Below are 15,460 nucleotides of genomic sequence, written 5' to 3'. Positions count from 1 at the left end.
TGGGATCGTTTCTTTCTGCCGCAAACGCAAGACTGGACAGGCAGACCAGCAGTACTGCCGTCAACAATAAACTTAGTATCCGCTTCGTCATAATCTCACCCCGCAGTCAATTTACTTTAGTCTACCTTGGCGGCGTCCGCCAGCGGCAGAACTGTCGGGCTGCATACCCGCAATCAGATCATTGAAAATAATAAAGCTGCTATACGGAAGGTCAAAAGCCTTTCAAATGAGAGACCATCATTGCCGGATTATGATTCTTTCAACCAGTCAACATACTCTTCCAAGGATATCTTGCCGCTGTCACACTCGGCCTTTTTTTCTCTGGCGCGTTCACCCCAGGCGTATAGTTCCTCCGGTAGAATCTTCCCGGACTTCCTCCAGGCAAACGCTTTTTGTATTCCCGACGGTATGCCTTGAAGACATCGTCCGTATCTTTTTCCCGTGTCCACTTCGCTATGGCGCCGACATCCTTGCAGGTACGTCCCTTCGAATCAAACACACGGTCACAGTATTCGGCGTTGGTCCGCCCGGTGATTGCAAAATACTTCCCGCAGTTTTTACAGGACCGCATTTTCTGCTCCCGCCTCCGCGTTTATCTCTGCGGCGCTGGATGAAAACGCCCACGCGCTTCAGGAGAGCGACAGGTATATGAGGTACATTGCAACCCGTCCCCGTGCAGAAAAGCATGGGAAACATGGTCTGTTCGGCAGCAGCCCGGAGGTGTCACTGGAGGATTCCATGAAAGAGGCCCTCCGAACACAGGGCCCGGTTTGGACCTTCATCTATTCCCTGAAACGGGAGGACGCCGCACGGCTGGGCTACGACAGCGCGGAGAGCTGGCGGCGGCCCATCATGGCGCATCAGGTGGAGCTGGCCGAGGCCATGAAGATACCGCCCAGTCAGTTCCGCTGGTGTGCCGCCTTCCACGGCGAGTCCCATCACCCGCACATCCACATGATGGTCTGGTCGGATGACCCGAAGCTGGGCTACCTAACGGAGGACGGCATTGAGAAGATGCGCTCCACGCTGACCAACGATATTTTTCAGGACAAGCTGCTCTCGTTGTATCAGCGGAAGGATACTTCCTACAAAGAGGTCACAGAAGCGGCTCACGATGCCATAAAAGAGCTGATCCGGCAGATGGAGACCTCCCTCTGTGACAGTCCTGTCATCGCCGCAAAGATGGAAACGCTGGCGGAGATGCTGAACGGTACCAAGGGGAAAAAGGTCTACGGTGATCTGAAGAAGCCAGTGAAGGCGCAGGTGGATTCCATCGTGGATGAGCTGGCACAGCTCCCGCAGGTGGCGGAGTGCTACGAAGCCTGGAACCGTCTGCGGGACGAGGTGGAGTGCTACTACAAGGACAAACCGAGAAATCATCTGCCGCTCTCCCAGCAGAAAGAGTTCAGGGCTGTCAAGAACATGGTCATCCAGGAAGCGGAGCATATCCGCTTGAGCACGGTATCCTTTAAGGACGAACGGATGCGGGACGAAGCGGAGGAAGGATCGGATGCCGTGTTCTTTTCCCCGCAAGCGATGTGGCAGATGGCGGAGGAATATCAGGACATCAAGGCTGCGCTCGATAGCGATGCCACGGAAGAAGAAAAGGAAGCTGCCGTTTGCACACTGGAACAACTCTGGAATATGGGTTTCACAGTGGCGGCACAGGGGAACCAGTACGCCGACTACCGCAAACTCTATCTTGAGGGCGTGGATGTTCCAAAGGATGCTGCCAAAGCAGTGGAGCACCTGACCGTCTCCGCCAACCGCGGCAATCAATATGCCCAGTACGCATTGGGAAAGTTGTATCTTATTATCTTCTTCTGCAATCGTAAGTATTGCATCGCGGGAGAGCAATTCATCCAAGGACACCGAGAAAAACCTTGATATTGCTTTCAAAGAGTCGATATTGGGATATCCTCTACCTGACTCCCATTTTGAAATAGCAGTACGGGAAACATATAGCAGTTCTGCAAGTTCTTCTTGAGTAAGCCCTTTCTGCTTTCTTAGTTCCTGTAATTTTTCACTAAATTCCATAATTCGATAATCTTTCAATAGTAAATCAATAGGTTTTAAAATGCCAATTTATCAAGTTTATCGTATCATGCCATGAACTAATTCGCAACAGACGCATTTGGCAAAATCAACGGTACCGAAAACTGACAACTCTTAGGGTGAAAGAGAAAAATGATTCCAAAATCGGTAAAAAACAGCACCAGACGGAAAAAACCTGCCTGGTGCTGCCCTGTTTTATAGGGTACCATCACCGTATTGGTCACTGTATTGGTCAGGCCTGACCAATACAGTGACCAATATACAAAATTCAAGCAAAAGTAAAGAAAAGTTCCTGATTTCTTGCGAAATCAGGAACTTTTTGGTGGAGACTACTGGACTCGAACCAGTGACCTCCTGCGTGTGAAGCAGGCGCTCTAACCAGCTGAGCTAAGCCTCCAGATTGTTGCGGGGGAAAGTGGTGACGCGTATGGGAATCGAACCCATGTTACCGCCGTGAAAGGGCGGTGTCTTAACCGCTTGACCAACGCGCCATAGATTTTCGGCGCATCTACGTCGCCTTTAAGAGCTCCCCCAGGGGACGCCCCAGGCATCCCTTGGGGAATATGGTAGCGGCACCTGGATTTGAACCGGGGACACTGCGGGTATGAACCGCATGCTCTAGCCAACTGAGCTATGCCGCCATCTCATGCCCGTTTCGAACGGGGCATGGATTAGTATATCTGATTTTCCCGCTCTTGTCAACTGGATTTTTCCCATTTTTCTGTTTTTTTCAAAAGCGCTCACTCTACCTTGTAGCCTACGCCCCACACAGTCTTGATAAACCGGGGATTTCGGCCCGGTTCTCCCAGCTTTTCCCGCAGGCGGCGGATGTGGACCATCACAGTGTTGTTCCGGTCCAGGTACTTCTCCCCCCAAACCGTCTCAAAGAGCTCTTCGGCAGAAATCACCTTTCCCCGGTTGGCACACAGCAGCCACAGGATGTCGAACTCGATGGGCGTGAGACTGAGCGCCTCGTCATACAGCCAGCACTGATGGGTGGTCCGGTTTATGGTCAGCCCGTTGACGGAGATGGCATCCTCAGACGCCTTCTCCGCGCCGTTATAGTTCGTGTACCGCCGCAGCTGGGCCTTGACCCGGGCCACAAGCTCCAGGGGGCTGAAGGGCTTGGTCATGTAGTCGTCGGCCCCCACGGTCAGGCCGGTGATCTTGTCGGTGTCCTCCACCTTGGCGGTCAGCATGAGAATGGGAAACTGGTGCTGCCGCCGGATCTCGGCGCACAGGGTGAGCCCGGAGATGTCGGGGAGCATCACATCCAGCACCGCCAGATCGATCTTCTCCCGGGACACGGCAGCCAGGGCCTCGGTCCCGCTGCCGCAGGAGAACACCTGAAAGCCCTCTCCCCGCAGGTAGACCGACACCAGGTCAGCGATCTCCGGCTCGTCATCCACCACCAGAATATTAGCTTCCATGGGTATCCCTCCTTTCGCTGAATCATTATATCCAAAAGATTTCTGTTCCGTCAAGGCGGAGGACCCCCTTGTCAGAAAAAGTTCAGAACTGTGCAATGTTCCAGCCCGACAGGCCCGCAAAAACATCCCGCTGCGTCGGCTGCACCCCGGAGACCTGCCCCCACTGGGTCAGCAGGGAGCCGTTTTTGAAGCAGAGCGCCGCCACCGGAGCCATCTCTGTCAGCCGGGCGTGGAGGGCGGTGGCCGCCGCTGTGCGGTCCGCTCCCCTGGCGCTGCGCCAGGCGTCCAGAAGGGCGTTGGTCTCGCTGTCGATGAAGCCGCCGCAGTTGAGGACGCCGGCGGGCCCCACCAGATTTTCCAGGTCAAAGTCCGCCGTGAGGGTGGACTCCCCCAGATAGAGGTCGAAGTTTTTCCGCTGGAGCGCCGCAAGGAAGTCGTCCCAGGGCAGCTTGGACACCGTCACCGTACAGCCCAGCGCGTCGAGCGTCTCCGCCAGGGCCTCGGCCACCGACACCTTGTAGGTGTTCTCCAGATTGACTGCCAGGGTCAGCTCCAGGCCGGAGCGTCCCCTGCGGAGCTTTCCGCCGTCCTCCCCGACCCATCCGGCCTGGCTCAAAAGGGCCCGGGCCTGCTCCGGATCCGCCTCCAGGGCGGAATCCGGCGGGGCGGCAAAGTCCGCCGCGTCTGGATGGACGGGCAGAGCGGCCGCCGCCGCGTGGCCCGCCAGGAGCTTGCCCGCTATGCTCTTCCGGTCAATGGCGCAGCTGATCGCCTGCCGCACCAGTTTGTCCCGGCAGGGGCCGCTCTGTGCATTGAAGCCCACATAGAGCAGCGTGGAGGTGGGGTAGTCGGTCGTCTCGAGCCGGCCGGAATAGCCCAGCGCATTGGTCCCGGTGAGGTCTGCGTCCACCAGAGAGATCTCCCGGGCGTCAAAGGCATACACCAGGTCGTCGCTGGCCCCGATGGCGTGAAGGGGGATCCCTGTCAGGGGCACGGCAGCCCCGGCCCGGGCCGTGAGATGGAGGGCATCCCCCTCCCCCTCCAGATAGTAGGGGCCGGTGCCCAGGGGCCGAAGGGGATCGGCGGTCTCCTTCACAACGGGGACGTCCAGCAGGACCGGCAGATTTCCGTTGGGCCGGGAGAGGGCCACGCTGACAGCCCCCTCCCCCGCCGTTACCCGGCTGACGGCCGCCAGACGGGAGGCGTACCGTCCACTTTTCCGAGCCAGTTCCAGAGAGGAGACGACCTCCGCCGAGGTGAGGGGGCTCCCATCTGAGAAGGCGGCCGCGGCCAGCTGGAAGGTCCAGGTGAGACCGTCCTCGCTGACCGTATAGCTCTCACACAGCTCCCCCTGGGCCCGGAACTGCCGGTCTACGGAAAACAGGCCCCGGTAGAGCAGCGGGGACAGCGTCAGATTGGTACGATTGGTCCCGGTGATGGGGTGAAAGCCGCCGCTGGGGTAGCAGGGCAGCACAAAGGCCATGGGCTGGGCCGTCTCCGTCTCGGACGGAGCGGGAGAGGCGGAGGGCTGGGCAGATTCCGCAGGCGTCCCGCCCCCGCAGGCGGTGAGCAGCAGGATCATGGCCAGGGACAGACAGAGCAGTTTTCCGCGCTTCATGTTGCACTCCTCACAGCAGGGCGATCAGGGCAGCCTGACTGCCCCGCTCCCCGCCGGTATAGCGGTGGGACCAGTACCGGTCCGGACGGCAGAAGGTACAGTCGGGGGAACAGTCCACATGCGCGGAAGAAAGGCCCGCCCGCTCCAAGCGCAGGGCGTTGAGCCCCTTGAGATCCACATGGAATTTTCCGCCCGCCCCCCCGGAGAGGAAGGGAAGGGCCGCCGCCCCCAGGGCGGCGGTCATGGCGTTGGGCACGTCCTCGTCGGTCTCAAAGCAGCAGTTTGAGATCCCCGGGCCGATGGCGGCCAGAATATCCGCCGGATCACAGCCGTAGCGGCCGGTCATCTGCTCCACCGCCCGCTCCACAATGCCCAGGGCGGTCCCCCGCCACCCCGCATGGACCGCGGCCACGACCCGGCGGACAGGGTCGGAGAGGAGCACGGTAAGACAGTCGGCGCCAAACACGGTCAGCACCGCGCCGGGGACGTCTGTGACAAGGCCGTCGGCATCGTAATCCACAGGCTTGTCCAGCCCCTTGCCCAGGTCGGCGGCGGTGATGCAGCGCACCGTGTCCTCATGGACCTGGCTGGAAAACGCCAGCTTTCCCACATCCACCCCCAGGGCGGCGCACACCCGGCGGTAGTTTTCCCGGACGAGCGCCGGATCATCGCCCCGGTTGGTCCCCAGGTTCAGGGAGGAAAAGATCCCCCGGGAGACGCCCCCCGTCCGCGTGGTAAAGCCGTGGGCAACGCCGGAGCGCTCCATCTGAAGGGAGACTTGAAAGGTCAGGCCGTTGACGGTTTTGTCGATAAGCTCCATACAGGGCTCCTTTCTGAAAAAAGGAACCCTCATCGCCCTGCGGCGGTGAGGGCTCCGTCCTCTGTGCTTACAGCTCTTCCTCGCTGTGGTACTCCTTACAGGTGCACTTCTTCCACTTCTTCCCGCTGCCGCAGGGGCAGGGATCGTTGCGGCCGATCTTCATGCCCTTGCGGACCACCGGCTGCTTCTTTACGGTCTGGTCGCCGCCGCCGGATTCGCCGGTGACCTTGGCCACCCGCTCCCGCTGGACTTCGCCGCCCACCTGAACCCGGGCCAGGAACAGCCGGCGCACTGTCTCCTCCTGGATGGCCGCGATCATCTCCTCGAACATGTCGTAGCCTTCCCGCTTGTACTCCACAATGGGGTCGTTCTGGCCGTAGGCCCGCAGGCCGATGCCCTGGCGCAGCTCCTGCATGGCGTCGATGTGATCCATCCAGTACTCGTCCACCACCCGGAGCATCACCACACGCTCCAGCTCCCGCATCAGGGGGGAGCCCAGCTCCTGCTCCTTGCGGGCATAGAGGGTGGTGGCCTTCTCGGTGAGCTTGCCGCACAGCTCGTCGGCGGTAAATCCGGCCAGCTCTTCGTCGGTGTATTTCAGATCGTCGGGGTGGAGGAACACGCCCCGGAAATGGGCGGTGGCCTCCCGCCAGTCCTCAGCGCTGATGTGGTCGTGCTCGCCCATGTGGCCGCGGACAGCGGTCTCAATGGCGTTGATAAGCATCTTCCGGATGCTCTCCTGGAGATCCTCGCCGTCCAGCACCTGACGGCGCTGCTTGTAGATGACCTCGCGCTGGGTGTTCATCACGTCGTCGTACTCCAGGGTGCTCTTCCGGATCTGGAAGTTCCGGGACTCCACCTGCTTCTGGGCGGTCTCGATGGCGTTGGTAAGCATCTTCTGCTCGATGGGGGTGTCCTCATCCACACCCAGCTTCTCCATCATGCCCATGACCCGCTCGGAGCCGAAGAGGCGCATGATATCATCTTCCAGAGAGAGGAAAAACCGGGTCTCGCCGGGGTCGCCCTGACGGCCGGCACGGCCGCGGAGCTGGTTGTCGATCCGGCGGGACTCGTGGCGCTCGGTGCCGATGATGTAGAGGCCGCCCGCCTTGCGCACCTTTTCCGCCTCGGGCTTGATGGCCTCCTTATACCTGGCCTCGGCCTCCTGAAAGGCCCTCCGGGCATCCAGGATCTCCTGGTTGTCCGTGTCGGCAAAGCCGGTGGCCTCGGCGATCAGCTCGTCGGTCATCCCCGCCTTGCGGAGGTCCGCCTTGGCCAGGTACTCGGCGTTGCCGCCCAGCATGATGTCGGTGCCGCGGCCGGCCATGTTGGTGGCCACGGTGACGGCCCCGAACTTGCCCGCCTGGGCCACGATCTCGGCTTCCTTCTCGTGGTTCTTGGCGTTAAGGACATTGTGCCGGATCCCCTCTTTTTTCAGCATAGCGGAGAGGAGCTCCGACTTTTCGATGGAGATGGTGCCCACCAGCACTGGCTGCCCCTTCTCGTGGCACTCCTCGATCTGGCGGATCACCGCCCGGAACTTGCCCGCCTCGGTCTTGTAAACCACGTCGTTGTGATCTTTCCGGGCGATCTCCCGGTTGGTGGGGATCTCCACCACGTCCAGGGCGTATGTGCCGTTGAACTCCTCCTCCTCGGTCATGGCGGTGCCCGTCATGCCGGAGAGCTTGCCGTAAAGGCGGAAGTAGTTCTGGAAGGTGATGGTGGCCAGAGTCTTGGACTCCCGGGCCACAGTGACCCCCTCCTTGGCCTCGATGGCCTGATGGAGGCCGTCGGAATAGCGGCGGCCGTACATGAGGCGGCCGGTAAACTCATCGACGATGATGACCTCGCCGTCCTTCACCACATAGTCGATGTCCCGCTTCATAAGGCCCCGGGCGCGGATGGCCTGGTTGATGTGGTGGGAGAGGGTGGTGTTTTCGGGATCAGCCAGGTTTTCCACGCTGAAGGCCTTCTCCGCCTTGGCGATGCCCCGGGCGGTGAGGGTGACCGTCTTGGCCTTCTCATCCACCACGTAATCGGCGTCGATGTCGGGATCCTCCTCCTCCTTGGAGTCGGTCTTGGCAAAGCGCTGGCACTTGAGGGTGGAGGCAAAGTGATCCACGATCTGGTAGAGCTGGGTGGACTGATCCCCCTGGCCGGAGATGATAAGGGGGGTCCGGGCCTCGTCGATGAGGATGGAGTCCACCTCGTCCACCACGGCGAAGGCGTGGCCCCGCTGGACCAGCTCGCTGGCATAGATGGCCATGTTGTCCCGGAGATAGTCGAAGCCGAACTCGTTGTTGGTGCCGTAGGTGATGTCGGCGGCATAGGCGGCCCTGCGCTGGTTGGGGGCCACGTCGTGGATGATGAGGCCCACGGTGAGGCCCAGGAAGCGGTAGAGCTTGCCCATCCACTCCGAATCGCGCTTGGCCAGGTAGTCGTTGACGGTCACGATGTGGACGCCCTCGCCGGTGAGGGCGTTGAGGTAGGCGGGCAGGGTGGCCACCAGGGTCTTGCCCTCGCCGGTGCGCATCTCGGCGATACGGCCCTGGTGAAGGATGATGCCGCCGATCAGCTGCACCCGGAAGTGACGCATCCCCAGCACCCGGGAGGAGGCCTCCCGGCAGACGGCAAAGGCCTCGGGGAGCAGATCGTCCAGCTTTTCCCCGTTTGCCAGCCGCGCCCGGAATTCGGGGGTCTTGGCCTGGAGCTGGGCGTCGGTGAGGGCCTTGTAGGGCTCCTCCAGCGCCTCGATCTTTTTCACCAGGGGCTCCAGGGCCTTGACCTCTTTCTGAGAGGTGGTGCCAAAGATTTTTCGTAAAATACCCATATCATTCTGTCACCTTTCGTGCACTAACGGTGATTTTGTTGTTCACAACAATTCAAGTATAGACTATATCACATTTTCCCGCAATAAAAAAGTAGAAATTGTGAACAAAAACCCCGCCATTTGCCGTCCGGCGCTTATGCCGCCATCTCCCGCAGCTCCTCCCTGGCCTCGGAGACGTTGTCCGCCGAGAAGCAGAAGCGCCCCGCGCCGTCATACACCTCCACATGGCCCCGCACATACCGCAGCTCAAACGATTCTGTCATCTGGACCTCACTCCTTTCTGTCGTGCTTAGAATAGCAGAAAGATAGTCCCATAAAACGGTCTGCACGAGAAGAAAATCCGAAAAAACCGGTCTCCCGTTTGGCTGGGAGGCCGGTTTTTTGATCCTGTGAAAGGCTCAGCAGAGCTTGGCGCCGGCGGGGATGGCATCGTCCACCATGATGAGGTTCAGCTTTTCCTCCCCGTGCTCCTTGTGCACGGCGGAGAGCAGCATGCCGCTGCTGACCTGGCCCATCATTTTCCGGGGGGGCAGGTTGACGATGGCCACCAGGGTCTTGCCCACCAGATCCTCCGGCTCGTAGAACTTGTGGATGCCCGAGAGGATCTGCCGGTCGGTACCGGTGCCGTCGTCCAGGGTGAATTTCAGGAGCTTTTCGCTCTTCTTCACCGCCTCGCAGGCCTTGACCTTCACCGCCCGGAAGTCGGACTTGCAGAAGGTGTCGAAGTCCACCGGCTCTTCCACGGCGGGTTCGATCTCCACCGCGGGGAGGGCGGCCTTCCTCGCGGCGGCCTCGGCCTCCTCCAGCTCGGCCAGCTCCTTCTCCATGTCGATGCGGGGGAAGAGGTTCTCCCCCTTCTTCACCGTGACGGCGGCGGAGAGGCTGCCCCAGACCTTGGCGCTGTCCCAGGTGCGGCAGCCCTCGCAGGCCCCGACCTGGTCAAAGATCTTTGCGCAGGTGTCGGGGATGAAGGGGGTGAGCAGCACCGCGGAAATCCGGATGGTCTCCAGCAGGTTGTAGAGCACCCGCGCCAGCCGGGGACCGTTGGCGTCCATGTCCTTGGCCAGGGCCCAGGGGGCGTTTTCGTCGATATACTTGTTGGCGCGTCCGATGACCTGAAACACCGCCGCCAGCGCGTCCTGGAACTGATAGCGCTCCATGGCCTCCTCATACTTGTCCCGGAGGCCGGAGGCCAGGGCGGTGAGCTCCCCGTCCAGGGCCTCGTCGGCGCGCTGCCCGGCGGGGAGGGTGCCGGCGAAATACTTCTCGGCCATGGCGGTGGTGCGGCTGACCAGGTTGCCCAGGTCGTTGGCCAGGTCGGTGTTGATGGTCTGAATGAGCAGCTCGTTGGAGAAGTTGCCGTCCGAGCCGAAGGGGAAGGAGCGCAGCAGGAAAAAGCGCAGCGCGTCGGCGCTGTACCGCTGGGCCAGCAGATAGGGGTCCACCACGTTGCCCTTGGACTTGGACATCTTGCCGCCGTCCAGCAGCAGCCAGCCGTGGCCGTAGACATGCTTGGGCAGGGGCTGATCCAGGCTCATGAGCATGGCCGGCCAGATGATGGAGTGGAAGCGGACGATCTCCTTACCCACGAAGTGGACGTCGGCGGGCCAGAACTTGGCGTAGTCGTCATACCGGCCGTTCTGGAAACCCAGGGCGGTGATATAGTTGGACAGGGCGTCGATCCACACATAGACCACATGGCCCGGGTCAAAATCCACCGGGATGCCCCACTGGAAGCTGGTGCGGGAAACGCACAGGTCCTCCAGGCCGGGGTCGATGAAGTTGTGGATCATCTCGTTGACCCGGGAGCGGGGCTGGAGGAAGTCGGTGTTCTCCAGCAGGTCCCGGATGCGGTCTGAATACTTGGAGAGCTTGAAGAAATAGGCCTCCTCCTCGGCGTCCACCACCGGGCGGCCGCAGTCGGGGCATTTGCCGTCCACCAGCTGGGACTCGGTCCAGAAGGACTCGCAGGGGGTGCAGTACTTGCCCTTGTAGGTGCCCTTGTAGATATCTCCCTTGTCGTACATCTGACGGAAGATCTTCTGGATGGCGGCAACGTGGTAGTCATCGGTGGTCCGGATAAAACGGTCATAGGACACGTTCATCAGCTTCCAAAGATCCTTGACCCCCTTGGGGCCCTCCACGATGTTGTCCACGAACTGCTGGGGGGTGACCCCGGCCTCCCGGGCCTTGTCCTCGATCTTCTGGCCGTGCTCATCGGTGCCGGTGAGGAACATGACCTCACAGCCCTGCATCCGCTTGTAGCGGGCCATGGTGTCGGTGGCCACGGTGCAGTAGGTGTGGCCGATGTGGAGCTTGTCCGAGGGGTAGTAGATGGGCGTTGTGATATAGAACTTTTCAGACATGATGGGAAACCTCCGTTTCAGCCGGGGTCTCCCCGGCGGGATGTTCGCGCAGAAGCAGCACGGTGTGGCTGGTAAGGAAGAGCACCGTGAAGGCGTAGCGGAAAATATCGGCCAGATTGTGGCGGTCGGCCAGGGTCACCAGGGAGAAGTAGGCCCCCAGCAGGCACAGGCTCGCCGTCCGCCAGGGCTTTCCGGTCTGGAAGGAGTAGCCGGTGATGAAGTAGATGCCCAGCAGGCCGGTGATGATGGCGAAGATCTCATAGGCATAGTCCAGGATCACGGGATCGGCGGCCCGGCCCTGGTAGTCGGAGATGAGCCACACGCAGAACAGCAGGCACAGCCCCAGCAGCGCCAGGCTCTCCCGGCCCCGCCCCCGGCCCCGGTACAGATTCTGGGTGACGGCCAGCACACACACGAAACCCAGCACACACAGTCCGATGCGCAGTCCCGGCAGCAGCATGGCCAACCGGGAGCCCCCCTCCTCCACCGGGAGAACGCTCTGCATGGTAAGGGGGTATGTGACCACCTCCGCTCCGGCGCTGGCCAGCAGCAGGAAGGCGGAGACGACGGAGGCCGTCAGGTAGAGGGGGCTCCCGTCGGCGGCAAAAGTTTCGTCAAAGGGACGGCTCTCCCCTCCCCGCCGGGTCAGGAGGATCAGCACGGCGGCAGCCAGCACCGACCAGGCGATCAGGACCAGCGTGGCGGGCGCTCCGGGGATGGACAGGCCTGTGTCCGGCTCAAAGGCGGCGGCCAGCTCCCACTTGCGCAGGGCAAAGCCCACCATGCCGGCCAGCAGGGCCGCGCCGGGCAGGAGAACATTTTTTCGCATTTGGTCAAGTCCTCTCTGAAACGGAAATATACGGAAATCACATTTAGTATATCACGATGGAGCCGGTTTGAAAAGTCCGCGGCTCAGCCCTGGGCCTGGCGCTCCAGATACTCGTCGTAGGTCATGGGCATATCGGTCAGCTTGCCGTCGGGGGAGAAGTCAAAGACCCGGTTGGCCACGGTCTGGACCATCTGGTGGTCGTGGGATGAGAAGAGCACGTTGCACTTCACAGCCTCCAGGCCGTTGTTCACCGCGGCGATGGACTCCAGATCCAGGTGGTTGGTGGGCTGATCCAGCAGCAGCACGTTGGCCCCCGAGAGCATCATCCGGGACAGCATGCACCGCACCTTCTCGCCGCCGGAGAGCACCTTCACAGGCTTGTACACGTCGTCGCCGGAGAAGAGCATCCGGCCCAGGAAGCCCCGGAGATAGGCCTCGTGGGGGTCGGGGGAGAACTGGCGCAGCCACTCCACCAGGTTGTCGTCGTTGTCCTGGAAATAGGGGGTGTTGTCCTTGGGAAAATAGGAGAAGGTGGCGGTCTGGCCCCACTTCACGGTGCCCTCGTCGGGCTCCCACTCGCCGGTGAGGATCTTGAACAGGGCGGTCTGAGCGTTCTCGTTCTCGCCCACGAAGGCGATCTTGTCCCCGTGGTGGACGGTGAAGGAGACCTTGTCCAGCAGCTTCACCCCGTCCACCGTCTTGGATACGTCGGTGACAAAGAGGATGTCCTTGCCCACCTCCCGGTCGGGAGAGAAGGACACCCAGGGGTAGCGGCGGGAGGAGGCGGGGATCTCCTCCAGGGAGATCTTTTCCAGCAGCTTCCGGCGGGCGGTGGCCTGCTTGGACTTGGACTTGTTGGCGGAGAAGCGGGAGATGAACTCCTTGAGCTCCTGGGCCTTCTCCTCGTTCTTCTTATTCTGATTCTTCATCAGGTTCTGCATGAGCTGGGAGGCGTCGTACCAGAAGTCGTAGTTGCCCACGTACATCTTGATCTTGTTGTAGTCGATGTCCACGATGTGGGTGCAGATGGTGTTGAGGAAGTGGCGGTCATGGGAGACCACGATGACGGTGCCCTCAAAGTCCAGGAGGAAGTCCTCCAGCCAGTTGGTGGCGGCGATGTCCAGGTTGTTGGTGGGCTCGTCCATCATGAGGATGTCGGGGTTTCCGAAGAGGGCCTGGGCCAGCAGGACCTTCACCTTCAGCCGCGCGTCCATGTCGGCCATGAGAGTGTCGTGGAAGGCGGTGGAGATGCCCAGCCCCTGGAGGATGCGGGAGGCGTCGGACTCGGACTCGTAGCCCCCAAGCTCGGCGTACTCGGCCTGGAGCTCGGCGGCCTTGATGCCGTCCTCATCGGTAAAGTCCTCCTTTTCATAGAGGGCGTTCATCTCCCTGCCGATGTCGTAGAGGTGCTGGTTGCCCATGAGCACCGTGTCCATGACGGTGGCGGCGTCGTACTGGTTCTGATCCTGCTTGAGCACCGACATCCGGGTCTTGGGCAGGACGCTCACCTCGCCGGAGGTGGGCTCCAGCTGGCCGGAGAGGATCTTCAGGAAGGTGGATTTGCCCGCGCCGTTGGCGCCGATGATGCCGTAGCAGTTGCCCTTGATGAATTGCAGGTCCACATGGGAGAAAAGCGGCTGGCCGCTGTACTGTAAGCTCAGGTCGGAAACTGTGATCATGTCGTACTCCTTTTAAAAGTCATTATACAAAGGTGTATTATATCATAAAAAATTCAAAAAGGAACAGAAATATCCGGCTTTCTTTTGAAAAAACAAAACCTGCGGGGGCTGCAAAATGCCTGTGGGATCTGGAAATAAAAACACGTCTTGTGAAACGGCGCGCCCTGGTGTAGGATAAAGGTAAGAAACAGGCCGTCCTTTCGCGGGCGGCCCGGAGAGGCACATGATACCAAGGGAGGCAGCCATGGGTTTCTATCACATCATGGTGGTGGACGACGAAGCGGAGGTCCGCCAGGGCATCGCCCGAAAAATCGACTGGAACGCCCTGGGGTTCGAGATCGTCGCCGACGCTGAAAACGGGCGGGACGCCCTGGAAAAGGCGGAGAACCTGGATCTGGACGTGGTGCTCACCGACATCAAGATGCCCTTTATGGACGGGCTGCAGCTGGGGGCCGAGCTGGCCCGGCGGAAGCCCGGGGTGCGGCTCATCGTCTTTTCCGGCTTCGACGAGTTTGAGTTTGCCAAGGAGGCCATCAAGCTCAACGTGGTGGAGTACGTCCTCAAGCCGGTGAACGCCGCCGAGCTCAGCGACATCCTCCGCCGGGTCAAAAACACCCTGGATCAGGAGATCGAGCAGCGGCGCAACATCGACCGGCTCAACGAGGCCTATCAGCGCAGCCTGCCCCTCCTGCGGGAGAAGTTCCTCCACGAGCTGCTCCGGGCCCCCATGGCGGCGGAGCAGGTCCGGCGGCAGAGCGACCGGTTCGGCCTGGCCGTCCGGGAGGGGAAGTACAAGCTGGTGGCGGTGTGCAACGTGGACGTGCGGCCCGACCGCCCCCCCGCCATCGCGCCTGAGCTGGTGTCGGTGTCGGTCCGCCAGATGCTGGACGAAGTGCTGGGGAAGCGCTGTCACCGGGAGATCTTCCCCAGCGTCACCTCGGTCATCGTGGTCACGGCCTGGGACAAGGACCCGGTGGAGGAGCTGATGAACCTGCTGGGCGAGGTGTGCGACGAGTGCTCCCGCATCTTCAACGTGGCGGTGACGGCGGGCATCGGGCGGCCCCGGGAACGGCTGGAGGAGCTCTATCTGTCCTACGCCGAGGCCCGGGCGGCGGTGGAATACAAGGTCATCACAGGCACCGGCCGGGCCATCTATATCCAGGACATGGAGCGCACCGGCGGGACCGGCGAGGGGGAGGAGCAGCGTCGGGAGGGAAAGCTCCTCTCCGCCGTCAAGTTCGGCAGCACCGAGCAGATCGCCTCCTATGTGGACCAGCTTCTCGACGAGGGGGGGGACGCCTGGAGCAGTCAGGCGCGGCTCATGGCGGCCCTGGGCTCCCTGATCCCCCTCATCCGGCGCTTCGGCCTGGGAGAGTGCGAGATCCTGGGCGCCCGGGAGGTCTGGCTGGAGCTTCTGAAGGAGGACGCCCCCCGGGAGGAGATCCGCTCCTGGCTGCTCCAGGTCTGCCTGCGGATGAGCAAGCGGCTCAGCCAGGAGCGGGTCTCGGGCGCCAAGCGGCTGGTCGAGGAGGCGGAGAGCTACATCCGGGAGCACTACGCCGACTCCGGGCTCTCGGTGGAGGCGCTGTGCCAGAAGCTCCACATCAGCCAGTCCCATTTTTCCACCCTCTTCAAGCAGCAGACGGGGATGAGCTGCGTGCAGTGCATCACCGACGCCCGGATGGACCGGGCGGTGGAGCTGCTGCGCACCACCGACGACAAGACCTACCAGATCGCCCAAAAGGTCGGCTACGACGACCCCAACTACTTCAGTTATGTGTTCAAGAAGAAATTCGGCGTCTCTCCGTCCCAGTACCGGAAGTAGGGACGGAA

General features: G+C 61.3%; 11 protein-coding genes, 3 tRNA genes and 1 pseudogene. 2 read left to right on the top strand and 13 right to left on the bottom strand.

What is annotated here, in order from left to right; genetic code table 11:
• Positions 1–259: 259 nt before the first annotated feature.
• Positions 260–571 carry a DUF6076 domain-containing protein gene (locus tag ACQRD3_RS01465; protein WP_427779366.1) on the bottom strand — a complete coding sequence of 104 codons (312 nt, stop codon included), beginning with the start codon at positions 569–571 and terminating at the stop codon, positions 260–262.
• Here ACQRD3_RS01465 and mobP3 point away from each other — a divergent pair.
• The gene (mobP3, locus tag ACQRD3_RS01460; protein ID WP_427779364.1) at positions 535–1,887 is read left to right on the top strand and encodes a MobP3 family relaxase; all 1,353 of its coding nucleotides are present in this window, start codon (positions 535–537) and stop codon (positions 1,885–1,887) included. The two genes, ACQRD3_RS01465 and mobP3, sit on opposite strands and share 37 nt — an antisense overlap.
• Here mobP3 and ACQRD3_RS01455 read toward each other — a convergent pair.
• From ACQRD3_RS01455 to ACQRD3_RS01400, 12 genes and pseudogenes are all read right to left on the bottom strand, one after another.
• Positions 1,777–2,037 (bottom strand): annotated as a pseudogene (locus ACQRD3_RS01455) (helix-turn-helix domain-containing protein); the annotation flags it as partial. The gene mobP3 and the pseudogene ACQRD3_RS01455 sit on opposite strands and share 111 nt — an antisense overlap.
• Before the next feature lie 338 nt (positions 2,038–2,375).
• Positions 2,376–2,452 (bottom strand) — tRNA-Val (locus tag ACQRD3_RS01450).
• Between the two features lie 19 nt (positions 2,453–2,471).
• Positions 2,472–2,546, bottom strand: a tRNA-Glu gene (locus ACQRD3_RS01445).
• A 73-nt stretch (positions 2,547–2,619) separates the two neighbouring features.
• Positions 2,620–2,696, bottom strand: a tRNA-Met gene (locus ACQRD3_RS01440).
• A gap of 99 nt (positions 2,697–2,795) precedes the next feature.
• Positions 2,796–3,485: a VanR-ABDEGLN family response regulator transcription factor gene (vanR, locus tag ACQRD3_RS01435; RefSeq protein WP_080906771.1), complete on the bottom strand. Its 690-nt coding sequence runs from the start codon at positions 3,483–3,485 to the stop codon at positions 2,796–2,798.
• Between the two features lie 82 nt (positions 3,486–3,567).
• Positions 3,568–5,103, bottom strand: a complete 1,536-nt coding sequence (locus ACQRD3_RS01430) for an ABC transporter substrate-binding protein (protein WP_427779361.1) — start codon at positions 5,101–5,103, stop codon at positions 3,568–3,570.
• A gap of 10 nt (positions 5,104–5,113) precedes the next feature.
• Entirely contained in the window at positions 5,114–5,923 is an 810-nt protein-coding gene (pgeF, locus tag ACQRD3_RS01425; protein WP_080906773.1) for a peptidoglycan editing factor PgeF, read from the bottom strand.
• Positions 5,924–5,990: 67 nt separating this feature from the next.
• Entirely contained in the window at positions 5,991–8,753 is a 2,763-nt protein-coding gene (gene secA, locus ACQRD3_RS01420) for a preprotein translocase subunit SecA (protein WP_427779359.1), read from the bottom strand.
• 134 nt (positions 8,754–8,887) lie between these two features.
• Positions 8,888–9,016, bottom strand: a complete 129-nt coding sequence (locus ACQRD3_RS01415; RefSeq protein ID WP_427779357.1) for a hypothetical protein — start codon at positions 9,014–9,016, stop codon at positions 8,888–8,890.
• 135 nt (positions 9,017–9,151) lie between these two features.
• The gene (metG, locus tag ACQRD3_RS01410; protein WP_427779355.1) at positions 9,152–11,119 is read right to left on the bottom strand and encodes a methionine--tRNA ligase; all 1,968 of its coding nucleotides are present in this window, start codon (positions 11,117–11,119) and stop codon (positions 9,152–9,154) included.
• The gene (locus ACQRD3_RS01405) at positions 11,112–11,948 is read right to left on the bottom strand and encodes a hypothetical protein (RefSeq protein WP_080906776.1); all 837 of its coding nucleotides are present in this window, start codon (positions 11,946–11,948) and stop codon (positions 11,112–11,114) included. The genes metG and ACQRD3_RS01405 overlap by 8 nt, the downstream gene beginning before the upstream one ends.
• A gap of 83 nt (positions 11,949–12,031) precedes the next feature.
• A complete protein-coding gene (locus ACQRD3_RS01400) occupies positions 12,032–13,627 on the bottom strand; it encodes an ATP-binding cassette domain-containing protein (RefSeq protein ID WP_080906777.1) in 1,596 nt (531 codons plus the stop codon).
• A gap of 244 nt (positions 13,628–13,871) precedes the next feature.
• On the opposite strand from ACQRD3_RS01400, the gene ACQRD3_RS01395 reads away from it, so the two are divergent.
• Positions 13,872–15,452 (top strand): response regulator, encoded by a 1,581-nt coding sequence (locus ACQRD3_RS01395; protein WP_158082910.1) that lies wholly within the window; start codon positions 13,872–13,874, stop codon positions 15,450–15,452.
• The last annotated feature ends 8 nt before the right edge of the window (positions 15,453–15,460 follow it).

Source organism: Candidatus Pseudoscillospira sp. SGI.172 (genome assembly GCF_050313575.1).
Classification (GTDB): domain Bacteria; phylum Bacillota; class Clostridia; order Oscillospirales; family Oscillospiraceae; genus Vermiculatibacterium.
The sequence above is the reverse complement of the archived record's forward strand: the minus strand, read 5'-3'. Positions and strand labels throughout refer to the sequence as shown.

What these genes read in the sequence shown, in the direction of transcription:
- ACQRD3_RS01465 (WP_427779366.1), bottom strand. Translation starts at nt 571, where the DNA reads ATGCGGTCCTGTAAAAACTGCGGGAAGTATTTTGCAATCACCGGGCGG.
- vanR (WP_080906771.1), bottom strand. Translation starts at nt 3,485, where the DNA reads ATGGAAGCTAATATTCTGGTGGTGGATGACGAGCCGGAGATCGCTGAC.
- ACQRD3_RS01430 (WP_427779361.1), bottom strand. Translation starts at nt 5,103, where the DNA reads ATGAAGCGCGGAAAACTGCTCTGTCTGTCCCTGGCCATGATCCTGCTG.
- pgeF (WP_080906773.1), bottom strand. Translation starts at nt 5,923, where the DNA reads ATGGAGCTTATCGACAAAACCGTCAACGGCCTGACCTTTCAAGTCTCC.
- secA (WP_427779359.1), bottom strand. Translation starts at nt 8,753, where the DNA reads ATGGGTATTTTACGAAAAATCTTTGGCACCACCTCTCAGAAAGAGGTC.
- ACQRD3_RS01415 (WP_427779357.1), bottom strand. Translation starts at nt 9,016, where the DNA reads ATGACAGAATCGTTTGAGCTGCGGTATGTGCGGGGCCATGTGGAGGTG.
- metG (WP_427779355.1), bottom strand. Translation starts at nt 11,119, where the DNA reads ATGTCTGAAAAGTTCTATATCACAACGCCCATCTACTACCCCTCGGAC.
- ACQRD3_RS01405 (WP_080906776.1), bottom strand. Translation starts at nt 11,948, where the DNA reads ATGCGAAAAAATGTTCTCCTGCCCGGCGCGGCCCTGCTGGCCGGCATG.
- ACQRD3_RS01400 (WP_080906777.1), bottom strand. Translation starts at nt 13,627, where the DNA reads ATGATCACAGTTTCCGACCTGAGCTTACAGTACAGCGGCCAGCCGCTT.
- ACQRD3_RS01395 (WP_158082910.1), top strand. Translation starts at nt 13,872, where the DNA reads ATGGGTTTCTATCACATCATGGTGGTGGACGACGAAGCGGAGGTCCGC.